This is a genomic window from Micromonospora sp. WMMD558 (assembly GCF_049315255.1).
Taxonomy (GTDB): Bacteria; Actinomycetota; Actinomycetes; order Mycobacteriales; family Micromonosporaceae; genus Micromonospora.
In genome coordinates this window covers 3,582,245-3,607,402 of the sequence record NZ_CP186061.1, presented here as the reverse complement: position 1 = coordinate 3,607,402, position 25,158 = coordinate 3,582,245, and the positions used below count along the sequence as shown (strand labels likewise).

Genomic DNA, 25,158 nt, shown 5'->3' with positions numbered 1-25,158 from the left:
TGCCGGACGGCCGGGCCGCCCAGCCGCGACCGGTCGGCGTCGACGGCCCGGCACCCGGCGGGTCCCCGCCGGCACCGGCGCGCGGTACCGTCGGGGCCAGCAACGACGCGAGAGGGAGCGGGACCATGACCGAGGAGCGCACCGACACCAGACCCGCGGACGGCACCGAGTCGCACGACCCGGACTTCCCGGAGGCGTTCCTGGCGTTCATGCGGCAGGGCTGGCGGGACACCACGCTGCCGGTCGGTCCGCGCCCCGAGGTGCCGAACTACGCCAAGCGCCGCGCCGCGCTCTCCGCGGCCTTCCCGGGCGAGACCCTGGTGATCCCGACCGGCGGCGAGAAGGTACGCGCCAACGACACCGACCACCGGTTCCGGCCGGGCAGCGACTTCGTGTACCTGACCGGCGACCACGACCCGGACAGCGTGCTCGTGCTGCGGCCGAACGGCTCGGGCCACGACGCCACGCTGTACATGCGGCCCCGGTCGTCGCGGCTGACCGACGAGTTCTTCCGCAGCCGGCACGGCGAGCTGTGGGTCGGCCGGCGGCACACCCTGGCCGAGAAGTCGGCCGAGCTGGGCCTGCCCACCGCGGACCTCACCGAGCTGGACGGGGTGCTGGCCGACCTGGCGCCGGCCCGCACGCGGGTGCTCCGCGGCTTCGACTCCGGCGTCGACGCGGCCGTGCGCCCGTACGACGGCCCGCGCGAGGAGGGCCAGCCGGCCCGCGACCGGGAGCTGGCGATCACCGTCGCGGAGCTGAAGCTGGTCAAGGACGAGTGGGAGATCGCCCAGCTCCAGGACGCGATCGACGCCACGGTCCGCGGCTTCGAGGACGTCGCCCGGGCGCTGCCGGCCGACCGGGCCGTGTCCGAGCGGCTGCTGGAGGGGATCTTCGCCCTGCGGGCCCGGCACGACGGCAACGACGTCGGCTACGGCTCGATCGTCGGCGCCGGCGAGCACGCCACGATCCTGCACTGGGTGCACAACCACGGCGCCACCCGTCCGGGTGAGCTGCTGCTGATGGACATGGGCGTCGAGAACCGCCACCTCTACACCGCCGACGTGACCCGCGTGCTGCCGGTGGACGGCCGGTTCACCGCGCTCCAGCGGCAGGTCTACGACATCGTGTACGCGTCCCAGCAGGCCGGCATCGACGTCATCAAGCCCGGCGTGAAGTTCAAGGACGTGCACCTGACCTGCATGCGGGTGCTCGCCGAGGGGCTGGCCGACCTGGGGCTGCTGCCGGTGAGCGTGGACGAGGCGATGGACGAGAAGTCGACGGTCTACCGCCGCTGGACGCTGCACGGATTCGGGCACATGCTCGGCATCGACGTGCACGACTGCTCGAACGCCCGCAAGGAGATGTACCGCGACGGCACGCTCGGCGAGGGCTACGTGCTCACCGTGGAGCCGGGTCTGTACTTCCAGCCCGAGGACGAGCTGGTCCCCGAGGAGCTGCGCGGCATCGGCGTCCGGATCGAGGACGACGTCCTGGTCACCGCGACCGGCGCGGTGAACCTGTCCGCCGGTCTGCCCCGGACCGCCGACGACGTGGAGCGGTGGCTGGCAGAGCAGCGGGAGGCGGGTCCGCGCCTGCCGGGCTGACCCGCCCGTAACGACCACGGCGGGCCCCGCCGCCGGCGTCTGCGACGTTTCTCGTCGTCTGGATGCCGGTGGTGGGGCCCGCCGTCGTTTGCGCTGCTCACGCCCCACCGGGCGGGACGTCCGCACTCCCGCTGTCCGGACCCACCCCGTACCCAATGTGGGGTTTTTTCAGATACGCGCTCATAGTGAAGAACTCTCCCATACGGTGTTGTTTGCCAGCTACAACCGATTTGTAGCGGAGGTTGCCTCGCCACGGCGAAGCGACCTTGTCGGTACAAGGAGAGGACAGAGAGCTCCGATGTCCAACAACCTTCGCAATAACGATGACCCGACCCGCGACAAGAACTCACCGTTCCGCCGGCGCGGGCTCTGGTTCGTCACCGGCGTCGCCAGCCTCACCGGGGCGGTGAGTCTCGCCAGCGTCGCGTACGCCACGACGGGCGTGACCGGCTCGCACCGGGTGACCGACGTCAAGTGGTCCACCGCCCAGGTGGTCAGCGACAACGACAAGGACAAGGGCAAGGACGACAAGGGCAAGGACGACAAGGGCCACGACGACAAGGGCAAGGGCCACGAGGACAAGGGCAAGGACGACAAGGACTGGGACAAGGACTGGGACAAGGACAAGGACAAGGGCAAGGACGGCAAGGGCGACCACGGCAAGGTGCGGGAGGTGGCCTGCGACGACGACGAGTTGATCGAGGCCCTGGACCTGGCCAACCGTGACGACGGCGGCACGCTGAAGTTGGCCAAGGACTGCACCTACGAGCTCGACGAGTTCGACAAGAAGGACGAGGCGGGCCTGCCGACGATCAAGCAGGACATCAAGATCGAGGGCAACGGCGCGACGATCAAGCGCGACTCGAAGGACGGGTTCCGGATCTTCCGGGTGGCCGACGGTGGTGACCTGACCCTGAAGGACGTCGCGGTCAAGAACGGCGCCGCCGGCGACGAGAAGCCCCGGCACCACGACAACGGCAGGCACGACGACAAGGGCAGGCACGACGACAAGGGCAAGCACGACGACAAGGGCAAGCACGACGACAAGGGCAAGCACGACGACAAGGGCAAGCACGAGTCGCCGCGGGCCAACGGCTACCAGGGCGGTACCGGTGGCGGCGCTCCGGCCCCGGCGCCCGCTCCGGCGACCGCGAAGCCGACGGCTGCCCAGCTGGCGGAGGCCAAGCTGGCGGCTGCCCTGAAGGAGGCTGTCCAGAAGGCGGCCGCCAAGAAGGCCGCCGCGGTGCCGGCGCAGGGCGGTCAGTCGTCGGGCGGCAACGGCTGGAACGGCGGCAACGGCAAGGACTCCGGCGACCGGCAGGGCAAGGACCGCAAGGACTGGAACGACAAGGACGACAAGGAGCACGAGGGCGACGGCGGCGGTCTGCTGATCGAGCGGGGCGGCAGCGCCCACCTCGTGAACACCAAGTTCTTCCTCAACAGCGCCGAGAACAACGGCGGCGCGGTCGCCAACTTCGGCCGGCTCAAGGTCGAGAGCAGCATCTTCGACAACAACCACGCCGGCAAAGACGGCGGCGCCATCTTCAACGCCGGTGTCCTCAAGGTCTCGGGGTCCCACGACGGCAAGGGCGGCGAGTCCCGCATCACCAACAACACCGCCGGCAAGAACGGCGGCGGCGTGGCCAACGGTCACGGTGAGGAGGACAAGAAGAAGCACGACGACAAGAAGAAGCACGACTGGAACGGCAACGGCCACGACCGTCACGACGACAAGGACGGCAAGGACGGCAAGGCCGGCACCGTCGAGATCGAGAAGACCCTCATCGAGGGCAACACCGCCAAGAAGAACGGCGGCGGCCTGTTCAGCAACGACGGCTTCGTCGAGGTCCGCTGGAGCTTCGTCAAGAACAACACCGCCGGCGAGAACGGCGGCGGCATCTACGCCGTCGACACCGTCCTGACGGTCAAGGAAAGCAAGATCGAGAAGAACAAGGCCCACAAGGACGGCGGCGGCATCTACAACGTCAACAGCGACGAGAAGGACCGCAACCGCACCACGTCCTGGAACAAGGACGACAAGAACGACAAGGACGAGGAGAAGCGGGGCAGCGCCACCGTCACCGACAGCGAGATCCTCGAGAACAGCGCCGGCCGCTTCGGCGGTGGCATCTTCAACGGCAAGCCGATCGAAGAGCACAACGGCCAGCCGTCCCCGAGCAACTGGTCCAACGACAAGAACAAGGACCACGACGACTTCGGGGCCTCCCTGGTCCTGCGCGACAGCAAGGTCAAGGAGAACTTCGCCGGCAAGAACGGCGGCGGCATCTACAACAACAAGGGCAAGGTCACGCTCTCCGAGACCAAGGTCACGAAGAACAAGGCCGACAACGGCGACGAGCACAACAAGATCGCCGGTGGTGTCTTCAACAACGATGGCAAGGTCAAGCTCGACGACGAGTCCACCATCACCGACAACGACCCCACCAACTGCGCCAAGACCGTCGAAGACTGCTTCAACTGAGCGCGTCGAAGCGCTCTGGGGAACAGCCGGACGGAAAGGTCGGCCCCCTGCCACCGGAGGTGGCAGGGGGCCGCACCATGCGAACTAGCGCTGCACGAAGACCGCCACGCTGCGGGCGGGCACCGTGAAGGTGCCGCTCGACCGGTCGAACGAGGCCGTCCGCAGCGCCTCGTCGGCGGAGGTCCGCAGCACCGGGTGCAGCGCCACGTCCGCCCCGCGCAGGCCGGTGACCTGCTGGGTCGCCGTCACCGTGGTGGCGTTGAAGACCACCGTGACCGACTTCCAGCGCCCGTCGAGGCCGCGACCGTCCAGCGTCATGGTCAGCACACCGGGGGTCTCCGCCGTGCCGGACAGCGGGAACGCCACCCGCTTCTGCACCTGCTCGGCCGTGGCCAGCCCGAAGACCGGCGACGACGCCCGGATCGCCAGCAGCTCCGCGTACCGGGCGTCGGTCAGGTCGATCGCCGCGCAGTCCGGCACCAGCTTCGGGTCCGCCAGCAGGGGCTTCGCGTACGGCCACTTGTCCTTGTTGTCCTGCTCCGGCGGGAGGCCGGCGCCGAACCCGTTGCCCTGGCCGCAGTCCCAGCGGATCTGGTTGAACCAGTCCCCGGAGTTGTACGAGTTGCGGTCCAGCGACTTCGACCGCAGGCGCTCGGTGCCGGTGGTGACGAAGCCGGTGCCCTGGCCCATCACGACGGTGCTGAGCGCCAGCACCTGCATCCGGGCGCGGTCCACCGCCGCCGTGTCCTGCGGCAGCTTGTACGCCAGCGCGTCGTACAGGATCTCGTTGTCGTGCGCGTCGACGTACGTGACGGCCTCCCCGGGCGCGGCGGTGTACCCGGCGGGCGACCCGTTGTAGTCCACCTGGGCGCCGGTGACCTGCCGCCCGGCGGAGTCGGTGAACCGGTAGCCGCGCAGGTTGCCGGTGAGGCCCACCTTGATCAGGTCGTGCTGGTGCAGCAGCCGGGCCCGCTGGTCGGCCGCCGACCCGTTGACCGGATCCCCGTTGGGGTCGGTGAACAGCCCGGAGGCGAAGCCCTGCTGGCGCGGGTTGGCGTCGAACGGGCCGCCGCCGCGCACCGCGTCGCGGAGCCGGTCGTTGAACGTGCCGATCCCGGTGCCGGCCATGTTGGCCTGGGTGGCCTGGACGAACCGGACGTCGTTGGCGACCTCGCCGAAGTTCCAGCCCTCGCCGTAGAGCAGGATCTTCCGCCCGTCCACGCCGTCCCGCGCGACGGTCAGCTCGTCCAGCGCCGCCCGCACGGCCAGCATGTTCGCCTTGGGGTGGTGACCCATCAGGTCGAACCGGAAGCCGTCCACCTTGTACGCCTTCGCCCAGGTGACCACCGAGTCCACCACGAGCTTGCCCATCATGGCGTGTTCCGGGGCGGTGTTGGCGCAGCAGGTCGAGTTGGCGACGGTGCCGTCCTCCAGCAGCCGGTGGTAGTAGCCGGGCACGATCTGGTCCAGCACCGACTTCGGGTCGGTGCCCGCCGCGGAGGTGTGGTTGTAGACCACGTCCATCACCACACGCAGCCCGGCCGCGTTCACCCCGGCGACCATCTGCCGGAACTCGGTGGTGCGCGCCGCGCCGGCCGGGTCGACGGCGTAGCCACCCTCGGGCACGGTGTAGTGCAGCGGGTCGTACCCCCAGTTGTAGCCGTCGGTGTCGGCCACCGCGGCGATGCACTTCTGCTGCTCGTCCGAGTCCGGCGGCAGCTTCGCCAGGTCGCAGGGCGGCTGTTTCTGGTCGGCGCGGCGCTCGGGGATCGTGGCGAAGTCGAACGCCGGCAGCAGGTGCAGGTGGGTGACTCCGGCGTCGCCGAGCGCCGTCAGGTGCTTCATGCCGGCGGTCGCCGGGTCGGTGAAGGCGAGGAAGGTGCCGCGACGCTCGGCCGGGACGGTGCTGTCGGCGATGGAGAAGTCCCGTACCGACAGCTCGGAGATCTGCACCTTCGTCGACGGCACCGCCGCCGGCTTGCGCAGGCCGGCCCAGCCCGCCGGCGCGAGCCGCGGGTCGGCCAGGTCGACGATCTGGCTGTGCGTGGAGTTCGGTGCGAGCGCCAGCGAGTACGGATCGGTCACCGACGCGGTGACCACCTTCTGCGCCGCCGGCTGCCACGCCTCCACCTGGTAGCGGTAGTACTTCCCGGCCCACGAGCGGGACCCGCGCACCGACCACACGCCGGTCCGGTCGTCCCGGCGCATCGCGAGGGTACGCGGCTGCGCCGTCGGCGCGTCGAACAGCTGCAACGACACCGTCCGGGCGGTCGGCGCCCACAGTGCGAGCGTCGGGACGCCGCCGGTGAAGGTCGGGCCGAGGCGCGCCCCGGTCGCCCGGGAGTAGACGTCGTCGAGCACACCCGGGATCTGCACGCCGGTGGCGGCGAGCAGCGCGCCCTCGGCGTCCCGTTCGGTCAGCACGAGCTGCCCGCGTAGCGCCGCCGGCACCTTGGCCAGGTCCCGCCGGTCCAGCGTGAACGTCTGGTACGCCCACAGGTGCGGGAACCGGTCCCGCTGCGCCTCGGTCAGCCCGTTGCGCTGTGCCCGTAGCGGGATCGTCGTGTACGTCCCGGCCAGCTCGCCGTCGGCGACGGTCACCCCGCCGGTTGCCGCGGCCACCAGGGCGTACGTCTTGCCGTCGGTGGGGCCGGTCGGCCAGGCGAGGGTGGCGCGGTCGATCCAGTGCGCCTTCTGCTTGGTCAGGTCGATGTCCTTCGCGGTGCCGGTGGTGGCGGCCGGCAGCAGCCGGCCGCGCGTGCCGGCGAGCAGCCACACCTCGCGTCCCGCGCTGGCGAAGTCCAGGCGCTGGTCCTCGGGCAGGTCCTTCTCGTCTCCCTTGTGGATGATGTAGCTCAGCCCGGTGGCCCCGGCCGCGAGCGGCACCCGGAACTCGGCCCCGAACGAGTCGACGCGGGTCGGCGGCATCGGGTTCGCCCAGTCGGTCGGGCTGGCCGCGCCGTCCCACAGGTGCAGGCCCCAGCCGTCGTAGTTGCCGTCGGCCCGCCGGTAGTGGAGGACGGCCGTGCCCTCCTCGACGACCGGGTCCGGCTCACCGGTGGCCGCCTGCCGGGTGGGGTGGATCGTCGGGTCGCCGGCCTTCAGCCAGACCTCGCCGGTCTTCGTCACGTCGACCGTGCGGTCCTGCTCGACGTCCTTGGTGCCGTTCCTGTCGACCACGAGGAAACCCACCGACTTCGCGCCGGGCTTGAGTTTCACCCAGGCGAACCGACCGTAGGAGTCCGCACCGGCGAACGGCTGCCCCTTGGGCCACTCGGTCACGTACGCGGGGTCGATGTCGCCCCAGGCGTAGAGGCCCCAGTCGTCGTACCCGCCGGCCGGTCGCTGGTAGTGCACCACCAGCCAGTCGCGGGCGGCGGCCTGCGTGGGCGTGCCGACGACGGCGGTGGTGCGGGCGGTGGCGGTTCGCCCCTTCCCGTCCCGGACCACGGCCTTGTACTCGATCTTCGTCCCGCCGGCCAGGCCGGCCAGGTCGTGGTGCACGGTGTACGGGGCGCGGTCCGCCGACCCGAGCAGTGTCCACTTGCCGCCGGCGACGCGGGCCGCCACCGTGACGGTGGCCAGCGGGTCGCCGGCCACCTGGGCGGTGACCGCGGCCCGGGTGGGGACCGGCGTGTCCGCCTCGGGCGCGGTGATGCTGACGGTGGGCGCCGCCGACGGAAGCGCGATCGGCGTGCCGGCCCGGTGCACGACGGCCGACAGCGCCGGCACGGTGATGGTGAGCTTGCCGTCCCCGCCGGCCACCGGTGCGGTGGTGGTGCCGTAGACGCCGCCGAAGGTGGCGCCGGCCGACCAGGTGTCCACGGTGACAGTCTGCGGGGTGGTCGCGTTGTTCACCGCGACGACGTACTCGGTCCGCTGCTTCCGGTCGACGCGGGAGGCCGCGAAGACGCCCGGCCCGTCGGCGGCGTGCCGGGTGACCTGGACGCCGTCGCGCAGCGCCGGGTGCTCCTGGCGCAGCCGGCCCAGCTCGGCGATCGTCCGGTAGATCGGATGCGCCGGGTCGAACTGGTCGGCGGCGTGGGTGCGGTCGGTGCCGAGCAGGTCGTCGTCGAGGTAGTCGGCGGTCTTCGAGGCGAACATGTCCTGCCGGGCGTCCTTGTCGCCGCCGGCGCCGGTGAAGCCCTGCTCGTCGCCGGAGTAGATCACCGGCTGACCGCGGGTGAGGAACATCAGCTCGTGGGCGAGCTGGTCGCGGCGCAGGTGGGTGGCGGCGTCCGTGCCGCCGCCCGCGATGAACGCGCCGATGCGGCCCATGTCGTGGTTGCCGAGGAAGGTGGTGAGCCGGTTCGCGTCGGTGTCCCGCGCGTGGTAGAGGTCGTCGCGGGCGTACACGTCGGCGAGGGCCTTGGCGGAGCCGGCGCCCGAGACGAAGCCCTTCGCGGCGTCCTGGAAGGGGAAGTCGAGGGTGGCGGGCAGGCCGCCCCGGCGCACGTACGTCGAGGTGATCTCCGGGTCGGCGCTGTAGACCTCGCCGAACATGAAGAAGTCCTGCTTGCCCGCCCGGTCCGCGGCCTGCTCGACGCCCTGGCTGAACTGGGGCCAGAACTCCAGGTTCGAGTGCTTGACGGTGTCGATCCGGTAGCCGTCGACACCGGTGGTGCGCACCCAGTCGGAGTAGATCTTCGTCATGCCGCGCACGACCTCGGGGCGCTCGGTCCACAGGTCGTCGAGGCCGACGAAGTCGCCGTACTCGCTGTTCTCCCCGACGAAGGTCGAGTCGCCCCGGTTGTGGTACATGGTCGGGTCGTTCAGCCACGCCGGGACCTTGACCTTCGCGTCGGCCGGGGTCTCGAAGGCCGGCGTGTACGGGAAGGACTTCGTGTTCACCTCGGGGAAGTCGCGGGTGCCGTCGGCGTAGTGGCGGTCCTCGAAGGGCCGGCCCTGCGCGTCCCGGTATGGGGACGTCTTCTTGTCGACGTAGGCGTACTTGTCCTCGGCGTACCGGATGACGTCCGCGGTGTGGTTGACGATGATGTCCAGGTAGACCTTCATGCCGCGCCCGTGCGCGAGCCGGACCAGCCGCTTCAGGTCGTCGTTGCTGCCGAAGTGCGGGTCGACCTGGGTGAAGTCGGTGATCCAGTAGCCGTGGTAGCCGGCGGAGGCGTCCTTCCCCCCGCCCTGCACGGGGCGGTTCTTGAACACCGGCGCCAGCCAGATGGCGGTCGTGCCGAGCCCCTGGATGTAGTCCAGCCGGTCCATGACGCCCTTGAGGTCGCCGCCGTGGTAGAAGCCCTTGTCCGCCGGGTCGTGCCCGGTCTTCAGCCGGTCGCCGGTGAGGCCGCCCCGGTCGTTGCGCGGGTCGCCGTTGGCGAAGCGGTCCGGCAGGACGAAGTAGAACTGCTCGGCGCGGGCCTCGCGGTCACCGGCGGCGAGCAGGGCCGCGGCGGAGGGCTCGGTGCCCCACTGGGCCGCACCGGCGGCGGCGAGCGGATCGACGGGTGCGCCCGCGCCGCGACCGCTGGCGTCGGCGCCGAGCTGGTGTACGGCGACCGGAGCGCCGACGAGGGTGAGGGTCAGGAGGGAGACGAGGGCGAGCAGAGCCTTGCGCGGTATCGGCGGGGGTTTCATCGACGGCCTTCCTCTGGTCGCTGATTCGCCCGCACGCTAGCCCTTGCCGAAACATTCTGCAATACCTTGCAAACAGAGTCGCAACAAAGCAGTCTGCTTGCAGCAACCTTTCCGTCACGCGGGCCGGAAGAGCCGGTCCGCCGCGACCGTGTGCACGTGTCCGAGGTGGATCGTCAGCCGAGGACGCAGGGCACGCCGTCGACCGTGCAGCCGGTCGGGCGGGGGTCCGTCCGTTCCATGTGGAAGCGCAGCGTGGCACTGCCGCCCGGAGCCACGTCGACGCCGCTGCGGTAGGTGAAGCCACCCTCGGTGGGGGTCGCCTTGCCCTGCTCGGTGCCCTCGACCCAGGCGGTCACGAACCGCCCGCCGGCGTACGTCAGCCGCACGGTCCAGCCGCGCCGCTCCGCCGACCCGTTGCGTACCAGGATCTCGCCGATGAACCCGCCGTCGAAGGAGTTCACCACCCGGTAGCGGCCGGTCGTCCCGGCCGGCGGCGGTGGCGACGTGGGGTGGGCGGCGCGGCTGGTGACACCCGGCGTGGGGTGCGGGGGCCTCGCGACGCCCGTGGTGGGCTGGACCGACGTGCGCGGGGACAGCCCGGGCTGGACCGCCCCGGTCGGAGACGGGGCGGCCGACGACGACGGCGGCGGCGCCTCCGGCAGGAGCAGCGGCGGCGCGGGCGGGGCCGGTGCCGTGTCGGCGCCGCTGCGGCTTCGGTACGCGCCGAGCGCGATGACCAGCAGCACGATCATGACGACCACCCCGGCGGCCACCAGGATCCACGGAGAGGACACGATGGCGGCGGTGGCGCGGGACGACCGCGGGGCACGACGCAGGCCGGACATGTCCCTCCTCAGCGAGCCGTCCGGCAAGCGTAGCCACCGACCAGGTCGGACGGTTCCGGCCCGGCCACGCCCGCCGGGAACCCCGTCATTCGATGACGCAGTCGGCGTCGTTGACCGTGCACCGGTCGGGCTCCGTGTCGGCGCCGTCATGGCTGATCCACAGGTGGAACCGCTCGGCCTCCCCCGCGCCGACGGGCCCCGTGCCGCGCAGCACGTACCGGCCACCGCCCTCGGCCGACACGGAGACCCCGGACCTCCCGTAGACCCGGAAGCTGTCGATGTCGCCGGTGAACGTCAGTTCCACGCGCCAGTCCCGAGCCTCGCCCGTCCGGTTGCGGACGACCAGCTCGGCTTCGAACGAGTCGCGGTGCCGGTCGGTCACCTCGTACCGCGCGGTGACCTGGCCGGCGGAGGCGTCGCCGCCCCCCACGAGCGGGCTGGGCGGGACCGGGGAGCTCGCCGTGGCCGGCGGGGTGGACCTGGTCCGGGTCGGCCTGGGCACCCGCGTGGCCGTGGTGGTCGCGGACGCGGACGCCGTGGGGGACGCGGCCGCCGTCGCGGACGCGGGCGCCGGTGACGGGTACGCCGACGCCGCGGCGGCCGGCGTCGGCAGGACCAGCGGCGGCGCCGGCGGCGGCGCGGCATGCCGTTCGGACCCGCGGAACGACAGCAGCGCCATCACGAGCAGCACCACCAGCAGCACGACACCGGACAGCACGACGATCCACGGGACCGACGCCAGCACCCTGGATGTGGTTCGCCCATTGGTGTCCCCGGCCGGCTGCACTGACATCGGGCCCCCCTCATCGAACCGCCGCGCCAGCGTAGCCACCGACCGCCACCGGCGGAACGGCCCGTCCCCGGAACCGGCCGACCGGGCAGCGGGCGGCCGACGACAGGTGGTCGCCCGGCGACCGTCGGTCCCTCGGGCTCGGGCGGTCAGGCCACGCGGATGACAGTGCAGATGGCCGGCCCGTCGTCCGTGGAGCGCACCAGGTAGCGGTAACGCTCCCCCGGGACCCGGCGGCCCTGGCTGTCGAGGAACTCCCACTCGACGGCGACCATGGTGAGCAGCGCCGACACCTGCTGCACATCCTCGATGGTCGCGTGCGCCGCGACGAGTTCGCGCTCCTGGTAGTCGGGTGCGGCGCCCACGAAGGACAGCGCCACCGCCGCCGGCGAGGTGAACGAGAAGCTGTACGTGTCGGCGACCACGAGCCCGGGCAGGGCGTAGCAGCCGGTCAGGGCCGGCACGTCGCCGGCGGTCAGTGCCGCGCCGTACCGCCCGAAGAAGTCGGTCAGGGCGTCGAGTTCGGTGGAAGCCGTCACGCGGATGGGAATTGCCTGCGCGGGACTGACCCAAACCTCAACGCGGTGGTATGCGCACCTCGATCTCCGCCCCGAGCCGTGCGCCACCGGCCAGGCCGAGGTCGTCCCCGCTCCAGAAGCGGCCCGGGTCGTACCAGTTCGGACGCCGGCCGGGCGGGAGCAGCCCCATGGCCTCGTAGGTGACCGCGACGACCTCCGCGCAGTACGCCGTCTCCAGCCGGTGCTCGGGCACGGGGGCGCGGCCCCGGTCGTCCGCCGACCGGCCGTTCGGCGGGTCCCCGCGGCCGGGGCCGAGCGGCCCCCGCTGGCCGGGTAGCCGGACCGCCGGCGCCCGCCCCCGCAGCCATCGCCAGGCGAGTTGGGCGGTGGACGGGAACGGGGTGCCGTCGAGGCGGGCGATCGTCCGCAGCACCGCCTTCTCCATCTCCGCGTCGGCCGGCGGCTCCAGTTGGCGCAGCCAGCCCCGCTGCCCGTACCGGTTGGCCCAGACGCAGACCGCGTCGCGCAGGTCGTGCAGTTGCACGCCACGCTGGTGCGTGCCCGACCACAGGTCCGGCAACGACCGGCCCAGCTCGGCGTGCCACATCAGCGGCGGCATGTCGTCCAGGACCACCGCCATGCCGACGTGGTTGACCGGGCTGTTGGTGGTGAGCTGGATGGCCCGGTCCGGCACGCTGCGACCGCGGAACACCCACACGTCACCGGTGCGGGTCAGCTCCACGGCCTCGTCCAGGTCGAGACTCATGCCGGCGCTCCCGACCGCTCCGCGCCGGCCCGCGGCGCCACCGCGCCGCACCGGTGACCCGCCGGCCGGCGCTCGCCCGGGTGGCCCGATCCGAACCGCCGCGCCGGACACGCGGGCGCGACGCCGATATGCACGCTCATGAGCACCTACCCTAGGCCGATGCGGAAGAGGATGCGGTGGTGGAAGGTGCTCGGACTGGCGGGGCTGGCCGGCGTGGCGGCGTCCGGTGTGGTCATCGCCCGCGCGGAGCGGCGGCGCCGGGCGTACACGCCCGAGGAGATCCGGGCCCGGCTGCGGGACCGGCACGCGGAGGCGACGGTCACTCCCCGCGACGAATCCTGACCCACCCGTCGCCCGGCCGCGCGCGTCCTGGGTGACAGAGGCCCACGGCAGGTCGCACTCCGCGCCGTCGTCGGGCACCGGCACCGCGACCTAGCGCTACCCGAGTGGATCACACGAGGTTGCGCGAATAGCAAGACGGACGTACGGTTTTGTTGAGCATCCGTCCCGGGTAAGTGTTGCCTAAGCACGGCACCCTCCCGGCCGGTGCGACAGACTGCTCAGGACTACTCACGGTCGCTGGTGTGAAGGAGTACGACGTGGCGAGCCTCGACACCTTCGGTGCGAAGACCCAGCTACGCGTCGGAGACGCGAGCTACGAGATTTTCAAGATCAGTAAGGTGGAGGGCCACGAACGGCTCCCCTACAGCCTGAAGATCCTCCTGGAGAACCTGCTCCGGACCGAGGACGGCGCGAACATCACCGCCGACCACATCCGCCAGCTCGGCGCGTGGGAGCCGACCGCCGACCCGAGCGTCGAGATCCAGTTCACCCCGGCGCGGGTGCTCATGCAGGACTTCACCGGCGTACCGTGCGTCGTCGACCTGGCCACCATGCGCGAGGCCGTCCGCGACCTCGGCGGCGACCCCACCAAGGTGAACCCGCTCGCCCCGGCCGAGCTGGTCATCGACCACTCGGTCATCGCCGACCTGTTCGGCCGTGAGGACGCGTTCCAGCGCAACGTCGAGCTGGAGTACGAGCGCAACAAGGAGCGCTACCAGTTCCTGCGCTGGGGCCAGACCGCGTTCAACGAGTTCAAGGTGGTGCCGCCGGGCACCGGCATCGTGCACCAGGTCAACATCGAGTACCTGGCCCGTACGGTGATGGAGCGGGGCGGCCAGGCGTACCCGGACACGGTCGTCGGCACCGACTCGCACACCACGATGGTCAATGGCCTGGGCGTGCTCGGCTGGGGCGTCGGCGGCATCGAGGCCGAGGCCGCGATGCTCGGGCAGCCGGTGAGCATGCTCATCCCGCGGGTCGTCGGCTTCAAGCTCTCCGGCGAGATGCCGGCCGGCACCACCGCCACCGACCTGGTCCTCACGATCACCGAGATGCTGCGCAAGCACGGCGTGGTCGGCAAGTTCGTCGAGTTCTACGGCCCCGGCGTGGGCGCGGTGCCGCTGGCCAACCGGGCCACCATCGGCAACATGTCCCCGGAGTACGGCTCGACCGTCGCGATCTTCCCGATCGACGCCGAGACCGTCCGCTACCTCGAGCTGACCGGCCGGGACCCGCAGCAGGTCGCGCTCGTCGAGGCGTACGCCAAGGAGCAGGGCCTCTGGCACGACCCGGCCGCCGAGCCGGAGTACTCGGAGCGCCTGGAGCTCGACCTGAGCACCATCGAGCCGTCCCTCGCCGGCCCGAAGCGCCCGCAGGACCGAGTGCCGCTGGGCAGCGCCAAGACGCTGTTCCGCTCCGCGCTGACGGACTACGTGGCGGCCGACGAGACCGGCGGCGACCGGGACCGCAAGGCGGGCGTGCCGCAGCTGGAGAAGCCGTTCGGCGTGGCGGGCCACGCCGACGAGGCCAGCGCCGAGTCCTTCCCCGCCAGCGACTCCCCGGCCAACGGGGTGATCGACCCGGCCGACGCCCCGCGTGACCTGGAGACCGCGGCGGTGGGCTCCGGCGGCCGGATGACCAACCCGGTCCGGGTCACCGGCGCCGACGGCACCGAGTTCGAGCTGGACCACGGCGCGGTGGTGATCGCCGCGATCACCTCCTGCACCAACACCTCCAACCCCCAGGTGATGATCGGCGCGGCCCTGCTGGCCCGCAACGCGGTCGAGAAGGGCCTGAGCCGCAAGCCGTGGGTGAAGACCACCCTCGCGCCCGGCTCGAAGGTCGTCATGGACTACTACGAGCGGGCCGGCCTCACGCCGTACCTGGAGAAGCTGGGCTTCCACCTGGTCGGCTACGGCTGCACCACCTGCATCGGCAACTCCGGCCCGCTGCCGGAGGAGATCTCCGCCGCGGTCAACGCGAACGACCTCGCGGTCGTCTCGGTGCTCTCCGGCAACCGGAACTTCGAGGGCCGGATCAACCCGGACGTCAAGATGAACTACCTGGCGTCGCCGCCGCTGGTGGTCGCGTACGCGCTGGCCGGCACGATGGACATCGACCTGGCCAACGAGCCGATCGGCGAGGACAGCCAGGGCAACCCGGTGTTCCTGCGGGACATCTGGCCGAACACCGCCGAGATCCAGGACGTCATCGCCTCGGCGATCGGCGCCACCGGCTTCAGCTCGGCGTACGCGGACGTCTTCGCCGGCGACGCGCGGTGGCAGTCGCTGCCGACGCCGACCGGTGACACGTTCGCCTGGGAGGGCGAGTCGACGTACGTCCGCAAGCCCCCGTACTTCGAGGGCATGGAGCGGGAGCCGAAGGCGGTCGGTGACATCACCGGCGCTCGCGTGCTGGCCAAGCTGGGCGACTCGGTGACCACCGACCACATCTCCCCGGCCGGCTCGATCAAGGCCGACTCGCCCGCCGGCCGGTACCTCGCCGAGCACGGCGTGCCGCGCCACGAGTTCAACTCGTACGGCTCCCGGCGGGGCAACCACGAGGTGATGATCCGGGGCACGTTCGCCAACATCCGGCTGCGCAACCAGCTGGTGCCCGGCGTCGAGGGCGGCTTCACCGTCAACCACCTCACCGGCGAGCAGACGACCATCTACGACGCCTCGGTGGCCTACCAGGAGGCCGGTATTCCGCTGGTCGTCCTGGCCGGCAAGGAGTACGGCTCCGGCTCGTCGCGGGACTGGGCGGCCAAGGGCACGATGCTGCTGGGCGTGCAGGCCGTCATCGCCGAGTCGTACGAGCGGATCCACCGCTCGAACCTGATCGGTATGGGCGTCCTCCCGCTCCAGTTCCCGGCCGGCGAGACCGCCGAGTCGCTGGGCCTCACCGGCACCGAGACGTTCTCGATCGCCGGGGTCACCGCGCTGAACGACGGCGAGACCCCGCGGACCGTCAAGGTCACCACCGACACCGGTGTGGAGTTCGACGCGGTCGTCCGCATCGACACCCCGGGCGAGGCGGACTACTACCGGCACGGCGGCATCCTGCAGTTCGTGCTGCGCCGCATGATCGCCAGCTGACCCACCACGCGAACGGGCCCTTCCCCGACTCGGGGGAAGGGCCCGTTGCCGTACCGGCCGGCCCGCTACTGGCCTGCGACCCCGAGCGGACTAACCTCTTAGCTAAGGAGGCGACCATGTCGGGTGAGGCGGCAGCACAGTTCAACATCCACGACGCGAAGACTCACCTCTCGCGGATCATCGAGCGTGTCGAGCACGGCGAGGAGATCGTGATCAGCCGGTCCGGCACGCCGGTCGCCAAGGTCATTCCGCTACGTCACCAGCCTCGGCGCGGTCGCGGGTCACTACGCGGCCGGCTGGTGCTGGCGGACGACTGGGATTCCGAGGACGTCAATGACTCGATTGCCCGGGACTTCGGGGGGACCGGATGAGGGTGCTGCTCGACACCCATGTCGCCCTGTGGTGGCTGACCGACGACCCGACCCTCAGCGAAGAGTTGAAGGAGCACATCGACACCGAGCCTGAGGTCTATCTGAGTCCGGTCAGCGTCTGCGAGGTCGGCGTCAAGCAGGCGCTCGGTAAACTCTCCGGGCCCGATGACCTGGCCCGACTCGTCGCGGAGGCCGATCTGCGGGAGTTGCCGATCCGCCACGAACACGCCGTCACCGCGGCCACCCTGCCGCCCATCCACCGCGACCCGTTCGACCGCATGCTGATCGCCCAGGCTCGGCACGCCGGTCTCACCCTCGCGACCCGGGACGTCCAGATCCAGAAGTACGGCGTGCCGATCCTGGCGGTGTGAGTCAGCCGGCGTCGCGGCGGGCTTCGAGGGTCTTCATGGCGTGCTCCATCAGGGTGATGAGCACCTCCTTGCCGGACTTCCGCTGCCGGGCGTCGCAGAGCAGGACGGGCACGTCCGGGTCGAGATTGAGCGCGGCCCGCACCTCGTCGAGCTGATACGCACGGGCGCCCTCGAAGCAGTTCACCGCCACCACGAACGGGGTGCCCCGCCCCTCGAAGTAGTCGATCGACGGGAAGCAGTCGGCCAGCCGCCGGGTGTCCGCCAGCACCACCGCGCCGATCGCACCCAGCGACAGTTCGTCCCAGACGAACCAGAACCGGTCCTGACCCGGGGTGCCGAACAGGTAGAGCACCAGGTCGTCGCTGATGGTGATGCGACCGAAGTCCATCGCGACGGTGGTGGTGGTCTTGCCCTCCACACCGGACAGGTCGTCGATGCCGACCCCGGTCTCGGTCAGCACCTCCTCGGTGCGCAACGGGCGGGTCTCGCTGACCGCGCCGACCAGGGTCGTCTTGCCCGCGCCGAAGCCACCCGCGATCAGGATCTTGATCGCGGTGGGCAGGGGCGTCGCTCCCGCCGACCGCTCAGAGGGCCCGAAGTCCATTGATAACCGCCTCGAAAACGCTGTTGTCGGGAAGGCCGGCCGTCACCCGCGGCTCGCGTACCTGCACGAGGTTGCGGGCCACCAGGTCACCGAGCAGGACGCGGACGGTGCCAACCGGTAGGTCCAGGTGAGCGGCGATCTCCGCGACGGACTGCATGCGCTGGCAGAGCGCCACGATCGCCAGGTGTTCCGGGCCCAGGCCGATCTCCGGAGTCACGTCCACCCGGGTGGCGGTCACGAGGGAGATCAGGTCGAACGTGCCGGCGACCGGGCGGGCCCGGCCGCGCGTCACCGCGTACGGGCGCACGACCGGCCCGGCGTGGTCGTCGACCCATTGGTGCTCCGCCGACTCTCCCTGCACCGTCATCGCCGCTACTTCCCGCCGGCCGGCTGCTCGGCGCGCGACGGCGACGCGACGTACTTGCCGACCCGGGTGACCAGCATCGCCATCTCGTACGCGATCAGCCCCACGTCGGCGTCCTCGGTGGCCAGGACCGCGAGGCAGGCGTTGCGGCCGGCCGCTGTGACGAACAGGAACGACGACTGCATCTCGATGATCGTCTGCTGCACCTGCCCGCCGCCGAAACGCTTCCCGGCGCCGCGCGCGAGGCTCTGGATGCCGGCGGCCATCGCCGCCAGGTGCTCCGCGTCGTCCCGGGTCAGCCCACGGGAGGACGCCATCAGCAGGCCGTCTGTCGACAACGCGACCGCGTGCTCGGCCTGCTTGACCCGGCCGACCAGATCGTCCAGCAACCACGTCAGGTCGGCCGTCGAAGCCGTCTTCTGCGTCACTCGTCGCCCTCTTCTTTCCCGGCTCTGTCCGCCGGCTCGTCTTCGGCTGGCTGTCACGCCGGGGGCGTCTCGACGCCTCGCCCGGCGGTGCCGATCAGGTTGCCTGCTGGTCTCCCGGATCGGGGGCCGCGTCCGGCGGGTCGCCCACGCCGAGCAGCTTGGCGGCGTCGGTGCGCCCACGCCGGGTCCCGGTCTGGTACGAGCTCATCATCCGGCGCACCTGCTCCGGCTGGCGCACCGTGTCGGTGTCGGTGTCGGTGGTGTCGGCGTCGTCGTCGGCCGGCTCGTCGCGCAGTTCGGGCGCGATGCTGGCCTGCCGGACGCGGACCGGCAGCCCGGACTCGGTGAACGCCAGCTCCGGGTCGGCCGGCGAGGGCGGCGTCCCGGCCGCGGGGCCGGCCGACGCGCGTGCCGGGTCAACCGGCACGGCCCCGCCGGACACGGCGGGCGCGGCCTCGCCGGACACGGCCGGTGCGGCCTCGCCGGACACGGCCGGTGCGGCCCCGCCGGACACGGCCGGTGCGGCGCCGGTGGAGACGGCGGGCGCGGCCGGCGCGGATGGTACGGCGGTCCGCGCCGACGCGGCCGTCGGCGGTTCCCCGTCGCCGTCGGCGCCGTGGCCGTCCCGGGCCGGCCCGGTGGTGAGCGGCAGGCCGGTCGGCACCGTCGGCCCCTCCAGCGCGCCCGTGCCGCTGCCGGAGCGGGCCGTCGCGGCGCCGCCGACGGCCTCGGCGAGCGACCGCCCCCGCGACCGCGTCGGCAGGCCGCCGTCGGTGGGCAGGGCACCGTCGACGGGCAGGGCTCCGTCGACGGGCAGGGCTCCGTCGGTGGGCAGGGCTCCGTCGGTGGGCAGGGCTCCGTCGGTGGGCAGGGCCGGGTCGGCGGGCAGGGCCGCGTCGAGCGCGGGCCGGGGTCGGGGCGCGGTGAGCGGCTCGGCGATCGCCACCGGGGCGGGGCGTCCGTCGGCCGCCCCGCCGCCCCGTACGCCGGGCGAGTCCGCCGCACCGGCCAGGAAGCCACCCGAGGTGCTCGGATCGTCGTCGGCGGTGACCAGGTCGACCGGGATCAGCACGACCGCCGTGGTGCCGCCGTACGCGGACTCCTTCAGCTGCACCCGGACGCCGTGCCGCTCGGTCAGCCGGCTCACGACGTACAGGCCCAGGCGGGCGGCGTTGGCCAGGTTCAGCTCGGAGCGGTCGACGATCCGCTGGTTGGCGGCGGCGAGGTCCTCCTCGCTCATGCCGAGACCGCGGTCCTCGATCTCGATGACGAACCCGTTGCCGACCAACTGCCCCCGCACCTCGACGATGGTGTGCGGCGGCGAGAACGACAGACCGTTCTCGATCAGCTCGGCGAGCAGGTGGATGACGTCACCGACCGCCCGACCCGCCAGGGAGACCGAACCCAGGGGCAGCACGGTGACCCGGGTGTAGTCCTCCACCTCGGCCACCGCGCCGCGCACCACGTCGACCATCGGCACGTTGCGCCGCCAGGCCCGGCCGGGCGTGGCGCCGGAGAGCACGATCAGGTTCTCGGCGTTGCGCCGCATCCGGGTGGCGAGGTGGTCGACGCGGAACAGGTCCTCCAGTTCCTCCGCGTCCTGCTCCCGCCGCTCCATCGCGTCGAGGAGCGTGAGCTGGCGGTGGACCAGCGCCTGCGTACGCCGGGCCAGGCTGAGGAACACCTCCCGCACGTTGCGGCGCAGCTCGGCCTGCTCGACCGCGGTGCGGATCGCGGTCTCCTGCACGGCGTTGAACGCGTGGCCCACCTGGCCGATCTCGTCGTCGCCGAACTCGAGCGGCGGGGCCTCCTTGGCGACGTCGACCTCGTCGCCGCGGCCGAGCCGCTCCACCACGCCGGGCAGGCGCTCGTGGGCGAGACGGAACGCGGCCTCGCGCAGCCGCTCCAGCTGACGGAGCAGGGTACGCGCGGTGGTGACGGTCACAACGATGGAGGCGATCACCGCGACCAGACCGAGACCGGTCGCGAGCAGCACCCGGACGATCACGAGCGCGGCGATGCTGGCGGCGCGGCCGACGATGCCCTCGCCGCCGGCCACGACGACCTTGTTGATCTCCGCTGCCGCCGGCTCGACCGTGTCGCGCCAGTCCGCCGCGCTGACCGGCAGCGTCGTCGACGGCCGACCGTCGCGGATGATCCCGTCCTGGACGGCGCGGAGCCGCCGGAACGCATCCGACTCGACCAGCTCCCGGTACCGCCGCTGGTCCGCCTCGGACAGCTTCAGCCGGGTCTCCTCGCCGAGGAACCGTTCGGCGCCCACCAGCGAGCTGAAGCGGGCGTACTCGGGGCCGCTGATCCGGCCGCTGCCGACGAGGCCGCTGACCAGCGCGTCCTGCTGGGAGATCAGCTCCTTCATCCGGTTGAGCTGGATGAGGGCCGCCGCGTCCGCCGCCAGTTCCTTGTCGTCGAGGCTTCCGGTGACGTCGTAGATGAGGAAGATCGACCGGATGGCCTCGGTGTAGCGGTCGGCGGCCGCGAGCCGGTCGACGCCCCGGGACAGGACGGCGGCGCGCGTCTCCTTGAGGCTCTCCAACCGGCTGACCGATTCTGACAGGCGGCGCCCGAGCTCGTCGCTGCCGGCGAGGTCGACCTGCCAGCTCCGCACCGACGCGGCGAAGGCGGTCGCGAGCTCCTCGGTCCGGCGGTGCTCCGCCTCCAGGGCCGCCCGCCGGGCGGGCTCGGGGTCGCCGAGGTACTCCTGCGTCAGCCGCCGCTCGACCTGCAGTTCCTGCAGCAGCGGCTCGCTGGGCACGTACACCTTGGTGTTCAGCAGCTGCACGCCGAGCAGGTTGAAGCCGTCCCGGAGGGTCACCCAGGCCGCGAACATCCACAGTGCCACCAGCGAGAGCAGCAGTGCGACAACCTTGGTGCGGACACTCGTACCGCGAGATCGCATGGAACCGTCCCAGGCCGGGTTGACTCAGCTCATCAACGGATGGTCACAAAGGGCAGACGTCCCGTGCCGAACGGCGTCCGGGACGAGGGCCCTGCGTACGCTAGCAGTGTCCACATTTCGCCTCAAGGTGCGTGATCAAGACTCCGGCCCGAAATCGGAACCGGCTGCGGCGCGCTCCCGGGTCAGCCTGGAGTGGACGACGTGGGTCCCCGCGGTGACCGTGGCCCGCACGATTGTGGTGGGGCAGTAGAGCTCCTTGCCGTACCACAGTGGGGGGTGGTCGCGCCGGTTCCGGTTCCGCTGCAGGTAGGAGTGGCCGCGCAGGGCCGCCACGACGACCGCCGGATCGTCGCCGGGCAGGGCGAGGATGATCTGGAGCGCGTACGCCGTCTCCTCCGGCGTGCCCTCCCAGCGGCCCCAGGACCCGTCGTCGCGTTGCCGGGCCAGGGCCCAGCGTGCCGCCGCGCGGAGCGCCGCCGCGCTCTCCGCACAGCCGGACGCCGCCAGGGCCAGCACGCAGCACGCGGTCGCGTAGTACGCCGAGGCGTGCCATCGGTCGCGCCAGGCACCGTCGGCGTCCTGCCGGTCGAGGAGCACCCGCACCAGCCGCCGCACGGCCGCACGGTAGCGGTCCGCGTGCGGCTCACGCCGGAGGTGGTCGGCGAAGCTGTCGAGCACGTGGGCGTTCGTGGTGACCGAGAATCCGTCCTCACCGGGCCAGGTGCAGAAGCCGTCCGCCGTCTCGTACCGCCACAGGCTCGCGGGATCCGGCGCGTGGCCGAGGCGGCCGAGCGCGTACAGCGTCACGGAGGTGGTGTCCGCGTCCGCCAACAGGCCGGCGCCGGTGGCCGCACCGTCGACGCCCACGGCGCCGGCCAGGCTGGCCACCAGCGCCGGGGACGGCCGCACGTCCACACCGGCCCGGACCAGCGTGCTGAGCGTCCAGGCCCGTTCGAAGACGGTGATCGGCGACGGGCAGGGCACCGGTCCCCTGCTCTCGCCGACAAGCTCGTCGAGGAAGCGCCGCGCCTCCGCGCCCTCCCCCGCGCCGCAGACGTTCAACCAGGCGACCGTGGCGGCCGGTGAGGCCCCAACGGCCGGACCGGCCGGCGCGGACCGGCCCACCGGCCCGGCGAGCACCTCCCCGAAGTGCGCGAGTTTCGGCGGCAGGTCCGCACCGGCGGCGTACGCCGCGCGGACGGCCGTCAGGCGCGCGTCGGCGCCGGGCGACGGCAGGCGTACCGAGCGGGGCGCGGCGGCGGGAACACCGGGCCCCGCCAGACGCCTGTTGATCGACTCCACCAGCGCCGGCACGACCAGGTCGAAGGCGGGCGTGCCGGGCTCCGGCGGGGCGGTCGCGAGCAGCGCCGGGAGCGCGGCGAGCGCTCTGCCGACCGCGGCCTCCACCGCTGGGCGCCGTCCGGCCGGCGACCCGGCGTCCGGGAGGACCGCGAGGAGCGCGTCGGTGGCGCTCAGCGTGGGCACCACCGCGTACCCCTCCGGCGGCCCCCAGGCGCCGTCGGCCCGTTGCCGCCCCAGGAGGAAGGCGATCCGCTCGTCGTGCCGGTCCAGCCACGGCGCCAGCGCGACCAGCCGGCCGGTCTCGTAGACCGACGGGGCCACCTGCCCCCAGGGCCGCAACGCCATCGCGGCGACGAGCGCGCGCGCCTGCGAGCCGCACTCGTCGGACCCGCAACCGGGGTCGGCGGCGAGGGCCGACGCCGGCGGGATGACCGTCTGCGGCTGGCCGTCGCTCATGCTGCTCCCCAGAAGTCCGACACCTGGTAGAACCCGCTCGTGTAGGCGATCTGCCGACGCAGGTAGTCGGCCTGGTCCGGATCGGGGAGCCGGCCCAGCTCCTGCTCGGTCCGGTCGGTCAGGGCGGCCAGTCGCTGCCGGACCTCGGCCGGGTCCGGCACCAGCATCAGGGCGTTGAGGTCGCCCCACCGCACGTCCCGCCGGTACGTCGCCAGGTCGTTGACCAGCCGCAGGACACGCTGGACCCCGCGGCCGGCGGCGAGCAGCTCGTCCAGGTGCCGCAGGCACCCGTCGTCCCCGGTGGCGAGCCAGTGGGTGGCGTTGACGAACGAGCAGGCGAGGTTGTCCGCGTTGTCGAGGTACTCCTGGAACGTCGGCAGCGACCGGTCGTTCTTCCAGTGCCACTCCCGCTCCACGGCGGCCAGCATCCGGGCGAGTTCGTCGCGCCAGACGCCGGCGCGGCGGGTGAACGCCGGAACCGCCGCCAGGTCGTCGCGGATCTCCGCGAGGAGCCGGGCGAGGTGCCGCCCGGGCGGCGGGGTGGCGCCGTCCGCGACCGCCAGGCAGTCCGTCACGATCCGGCGTACGTCGTCGGCCGACCTCGCCCGGTAGTCGACCTGCCAGTCCGCGGCGAACACCCACAGCAACGTGCGGGTCGTCGTACGCAGCCGCGCCGCGTCGTACCCGGGCGCCGTGAAGGCGATGGCCGTGGCCACGGACCCGAGCAGCGCGGGGTCGAACGTCGCGTCGGCGAACAGCTCGGGATGGGCGGCGGTCACCTCCTGCAGGTCGCGCGTCCCCCGGGTGGCGAGGGCACAGATGCGCCCCTGCTCGGTCACCGCGGCCCAGATGTCCCGGAGCGGGACGTCCACGCCGGTCACCGGGGCTCGTGCTCCACCGGACGCAGCGTCAGTCGCGTCCGCTGCCGCGGCGAGAGGGAGGCTCCGATCCGGGGCGCCAGGTCCACCGGTTCGGTGCTGCGGAAGTGGTAGCGGCTGAGCACCGTGCTCACGATGAGCTGCGCCTCCAACAGGAACAGGTACTGGCCGAGGCACTGGTGGGGGCCGCCGCCGAACGGGTAGTAGGAGTAGCGGTAGCGGCGGCGGGGGCGCCCCGGCGCGAAGCGCTCCGGGTCGAAACGGTCCGGCTCGGGCCAGAACATCGCCATCCGCTGCGTGACGTACGGGCTGACCAGCACGGTGGCGCCCGCGTCGACGCGGACACCGCCGAGTACGTCGTCGGCGACGGCGGTCCGCGGGATCATCCAGCCGGCCGGGTAGAGCCGGAGGAGTTCCTCCAGCACCATCCGCCCGTACCGCAGCTCGGGCAGGTGCTCCCGCCGGACCGGACCGCCGCCGACCACCTGGTCGAGCTCCTCCCGGAGGCGGCCGGCCACCTCCGGGTACGCCTCGAGCACCGGCCACAGCCAGGACAGCAGCGCGATCGTCGTCTCCGTGGCGGTCGAGAACATCGCCACCACGTCGCCCCGCACCTGGTACTCGTCCGGCTGCCGCCCGTCCGGGCGTGGCCGGCAGAGCACGGAGATGATGTCGTCGCCGTCGCTCGGCCGGGCCCGCGCCTCCCGGATGATCGGCAGCACCACGTCGTCGATGGTCCGGACCGCGTTCCGGAAGGCCCGGTCCCCGGGCATCGGCACCGAGTACGGGACGAACGGCACGAGCAACCGGGGAAGCATGGCGGTCGTGACCGTGTCCAGGGCGGCGCTGATGCGCTCGGCGTCGGGCACGGATATCCGGTCCGCGAAGAGCACCCGCATGGTGGTCCGCAGGACGATCCTCGTCAGCTCCCGGCCCGCGTCGATCGGCTGCCCGCGGCCGGCCGGCTCGGCCCAGCCGTCGACGGCCTCGCCGATCGCCTCCGCCATCCGGTCGACCAGCGTCTCCGCCCGCTTCGCGGTGAACAGCGGTTGCAGGGCGCCGCGGCTGGACTCCCACACGTCCCCTTCGGCGACCAGGATCGCCTCGCCGACGATCCGTCGGACCGGCCGCCAGAGGAGCCCGTCGCCGTCGCGGATGTAGTTGGCCACGTTGTCGCGCAGCACGTACTGGAGGTGCTCCGGGTGGCTGACGAGGTAGGGGCGGAACGTCCCGAGGTTCAGGCGGACGACCTCACCGCGGGCCTCGTCGGCGAACCGGACCAGCGCGCCGAGCGGATCCCGCAGCAGCGCCGGCAGGGCGCGGTGCAGTGGGATTGTCGAGGCCTGCGCGGGGATCGGTGGGGTGCTGCTCACCGGTAGCTGCGACATCGCCACCACGTCTCCTCGCCACGTCGCCGCCCAGGAACG

The 25,158-nt window shown here is 72.2% G+C and carries 18 protein-coding genes; 6 read left to right on the top strand and 12 right to left on the bottom strand.

Annotated features, from left to right (window positions below; all coding sequences use genetic code 11):
* The first annotated feature begins 125 nt into the window (after positions 1 to 125).
* The gene (locus ACN26Y_RS17455) at positions 126 to 1,607 is read left to right on the top strand and encodes an aminopeptidase P family protein (RefSeq protein WP_155331281.1); all 1,482 of its coding nucleotides are present in this window, start codon (positions 126 to 128) and stop codon (positions 1,605 to 1,607) included.
* Between the two features lie 298 nt (positions 1,608 to 1,905).
* On the top strand, positions 1,906 to 4,089 hold the full coding sequence (locus ACN26Y_RS17450) for a hypothetical protein (RefSeq protein WP_422733028.1): 2,184 nt from the start codon (positions 1,906 to 1,908) through the stop codon (positions 4,087 to 4,089).
* An 84-nt stretch (positions 4,090 to 4,173) separates the two neighbouring features.
* Here ACN26Y_RS17450 and pulA read toward each other — a convergent pair whose 3' ends face one another.
* From pulA to ACN26Y_RS17425, 5 genes are all read right to left on the bottom strand, one after another.
* Positions 4,174 to 9,681: a pullulanase-type alpha-1,6-glucosidase gene (gene pulA, locus ACN26Y_RS17445; protein ID WP_422733027.1), complete on the bottom strand. Its 5,508-nt coding sequence runs from the start codon at positions 9,679 to 9,681 to the stop codon at positions 4,174 to 4,176.
* 173 nt (positions 9,682 to 9,854) lie between these two features.
* A complete protein-coding gene (locus ACN26Y_RS17440) occupies positions 9,855 to 10,526 on the bottom strand; it encodes a cellulose binding domain-containing protein (protein WP_422733026.1) in 672 nt (223 codons plus the stop codon).
* 85 nt (positions 10,527 to 10,611) lie between these two features.
* Entirely contained in the window at positions 10,612 to 11,271 is a 660-nt protein-coding gene (locus ACN26Y_RS17435) for a hypothetical protein (protein WP_155331277.1), read from the bottom strand.
* 194 nt (positions 11,272 to 11,465) lie between these two features.
* Positions 11,466 to 11,855, bottom strand: a complete 390-nt coding sequence (locus tag ACN26Y_RS17430; protein ID WP_155331276.1) for a hypothetical protein — start codon at positions 11,853 to 11,855, stop codon at positions 11,466 to 11,468.
* Between the two features lie 37 nt (positions 11,856 to 11,892).
* A complete protein-coding gene (locus tag ACN26Y_RS17425; RefSeq protein WP_366602204.1) occupies positions 11,893 to 12,600 on the bottom strand; it encodes a hypothetical protein in 708 nt (235 codons plus the stop codon).
* A 159-nt stretch (positions 12,601 to 12,759) separates the two neighbouring features.
* On the opposite strand from ACN26Y_RS17425, the gene ACN26Y_RS17420 reads away from it, so the two are divergent.
* From ACN26Y_RS17420 to ACN26Y_RS17405, 4 genes are all read left to right on the top strand, one after another.
* Positions 12,760 to 12,942, top strand: a complete 183-nt coding sequence (locus ACN26Y_RS17420) for a hypothetical protein (RefSeq protein WP_155331274.1) — start codon at positions 12,760 to 12,762, stop codon at positions 12,940 to 12,942.
* A 242-nt stretch (positions 12,943 to 13,184) separates the two neighbouring features.
* Positions 13,185 to 16,040, top strand: a complete 2,856-nt coding sequence (locus ACN26Y_RS17415; protein ID WP_422733025.1) for an aconitate hydratase — start codon at positions 13,185 to 13,187, stop codon at positions 16,038 to 16,040.
* Between the two features lie 116 nt (positions 16,041 to 16,156).
* Positions 16,157 to 16,411 (top strand): type II toxin-antitoxin system Phd/YefM family antitoxin, encoded by a 255-nt coding sequence (locus ACN26Y_RS17410; RefSeq protein ID WP_155331272.1) that lies wholly within the window; start codon positions 16,157 to 16,159, stop codon positions 16,409 to 16,411.
* On the top strand, positions 16,408 to 16,782 hold the full coding sequence (locus tag ACN26Y_RS17405) for a type II toxin-antitoxin system VapC family toxin (RefSeq protein WP_155331271.1): 375 nt from the start codon (positions 16,408 to 16,410) through the stop codon (positions 16,780 to 16,782). The genes ACN26Y_RS17410 and ACN26Y_RS17405 overlap by 4 nt, the downstream gene beginning before the upstream one ends.
* A 1-nt stretch (position 16,783) precedes the next feature.
* Here the strand turns inward: ACN26Y_RS17405 and ACN26Y_RS17400 are convergent, their stop codons facing one another.
* From ACN26Y_RS17400 to ACN26Y_RS17370, 7 genes are all read right to left on the bottom strand, one after another.
* On the bottom strand, positions 16,784 to 17,386 hold the full coding sequence (locus tag ACN26Y_RS17400; protein WP_155331270.1) for a GTP-binding protein: 603 nt from the start codon (positions 17,384 to 17,386) through the stop codon (positions 16,784 to 16,786).
* Positions 17,367 to 17,753, bottom strand: a complete 387-nt coding sequence (locus ACN26Y_RS17395; protein WP_155331269.1) for a DUF742 domain-containing protein — start codon at positions 17,751 to 17,753, stop codon at positions 17,367 to 17,369. Before ACN26Y_RS17395 ends, ACN26Y_RS17400 begins: the two co-directional genes overlap by 20 nt.
* A gap of 5 nt (positions 17,754 to 17,758) precedes the next feature.
* On the bottom strand, positions 17,759 to 18,178 hold the full coding sequence (locus ACN26Y_RS17390; RefSeq protein WP_155331268.1) for a roadblock/LC7 domain-containing protein: 420 nt from the start codon (positions 18,176 to 18,178) through the stop codon (positions 17,759 to 17,761).
* A 94-nt stretch (positions 18,179 to 18,272) separates the two neighbouring features.
* Complete coding sequence (locus tag ACN26Y_RS17385; RefSeq protein ID WP_422733024.1) at positions 18,273 to 21,095, bottom strand: nitrate- and nitrite sensing domain-containing protein; 2,823 nt, start codon at positions 21,093 to 21,095, stop codon at positions 18,273 to 18,275.
* 135 nt (positions 21,096 to 21,230) lie between these two features.
* Positions 21,231 to 22,853, bottom strand: coding sequence for a prenyltransferase/squalene oxidase repeat-containing protein (locus ACN26Y_RS17380; protein ID WP_155331266.1), 1,623 nt, complete (start codon positions 22,851 to 22,853; stop codon positions 21,231 to 21,233).
* Positions 22,850 to 23,734 carry a terpene synthase family protein gene (locus tag ACN26Y_RS17375; RefSeq protein WP_196255871.1) on the bottom strand — a complete coding sequence of 295 codons (885 nt, stop codon included), beginning with the start codon at positions 23,732 to 23,734 and terminating at the stop codon, positions 22,850 to 22,852. The genes ACN26Y_RS17380 and ACN26Y_RS17375 overlap by 4 nt, the downstream gene beginning before the upstream one ends.
* Positions 23,731 to 25,065 (bottom strand): cytochrome P450, encoded by a 1,335-nt coding sequence (locus ACN26Y_RS17370; protein WP_370463359.1) that lies wholly within the window; start codon positions 25,063 to 25,065, stop codon positions 23,731 to 23,733. The genes ACN26Y_RS17375 and ACN26Y_RS17370 overlap by 4 nt, the downstream gene beginning before the upstream one ends.
* Positions 25,066 to 25,158: the final 93 nt, after the last annotated feature.

Excerpts from the sequence above, each read along its gene's own strand:
- ACN26Y_RS17455 (WP_155331281.1), top strand. The coding sequence starts at position 126 with ATGACCGAGGAGCGCACCGACACCAGACCCGCGGACGGCACCGAGTCG.
- ACN26Y_RS17425 (WP_366602204.1), bottom strand. The coding sequence starts at position 12,600 with ATGAGTCTCGACCTGGACGAGGCCGTGGAGCTGACCCGCACCGGTGAC.
- ACN26Y_RS17410 (WP_155331272.1), top strand. The coding sequence starts at position 16,157 with ATGTCGGGTGAGGCGGCAGCACAGTTCAACATCCACGACGCGAAGACT.
- ACN26Y_RS17385 (WP_422733024.1), bottom strand. The coding sequence starts at position 21,095 with ATGCGATCTCGCGGTACGAGTGTCCGCACCAAGGTTGTCGCACTGCTG.
- ACN26Y_RS17440 (WP_422733026.1), bottom strand. The coding sequence starts at position 10,526 with ATGTCCGGCCTGCGTCGTGCCCCGCGGTCGTCCCGCGCCACCGCCGCC.
- ACN26Y_RS17450 (WP_422733028.1), top strand. The coding sequence starts at position 1,906 with ATGTCCAACAACCTTCGCAATAACGATGACCCGACCCGCGACAAGAAC.
- ACN26Y_RS17400 (WP_155331270.1), bottom strand. The coding sequence starts at position 17,386 with ATGGACTTCGGGCCCTCTGAGCGGTCGGCGGGAGCGACGCCCCTGCCC.
- ACN26Y_RS17395 (WP_155331269.1), bottom strand. The coding sequence starts at position 17,753 with ATGACGGTGCAGGGAGAGTCGGCGGAGCACCAATGGGTCGACGACCAC.
- ACN26Y_RS17405 (WP_155331271.1), top strand. The coding sequence starts at position 16,408 with ATGAGGGTGCTGCTCGACACCCATGTCGCCCTGTGGTGGCTGACCGAC.
- ACN26Y_RS17380 (WP_155331266.1), bottom strand. The coding sequence starts at position 22,853 with ATGAGCGACGGCCAGCCGCAGACGGTCATCCCGCCGGCGTCGGCCCTC.
- pulA (WP_422733027.1), bottom strand. The coding sequence starts at position 9,681 with ATGAAACCCCCGCCGATACCGCGCAAGGCTCTGCTCGCCCTCGTCTCC.
- ACN26Y_RS17420 (WP_155331274.1), top strand. The coding sequence starts at position 12,760 with ATGCGGAAGAGGATGCGGTGGTGGAAGGTGCTCGGACTGGCGGGGCTG.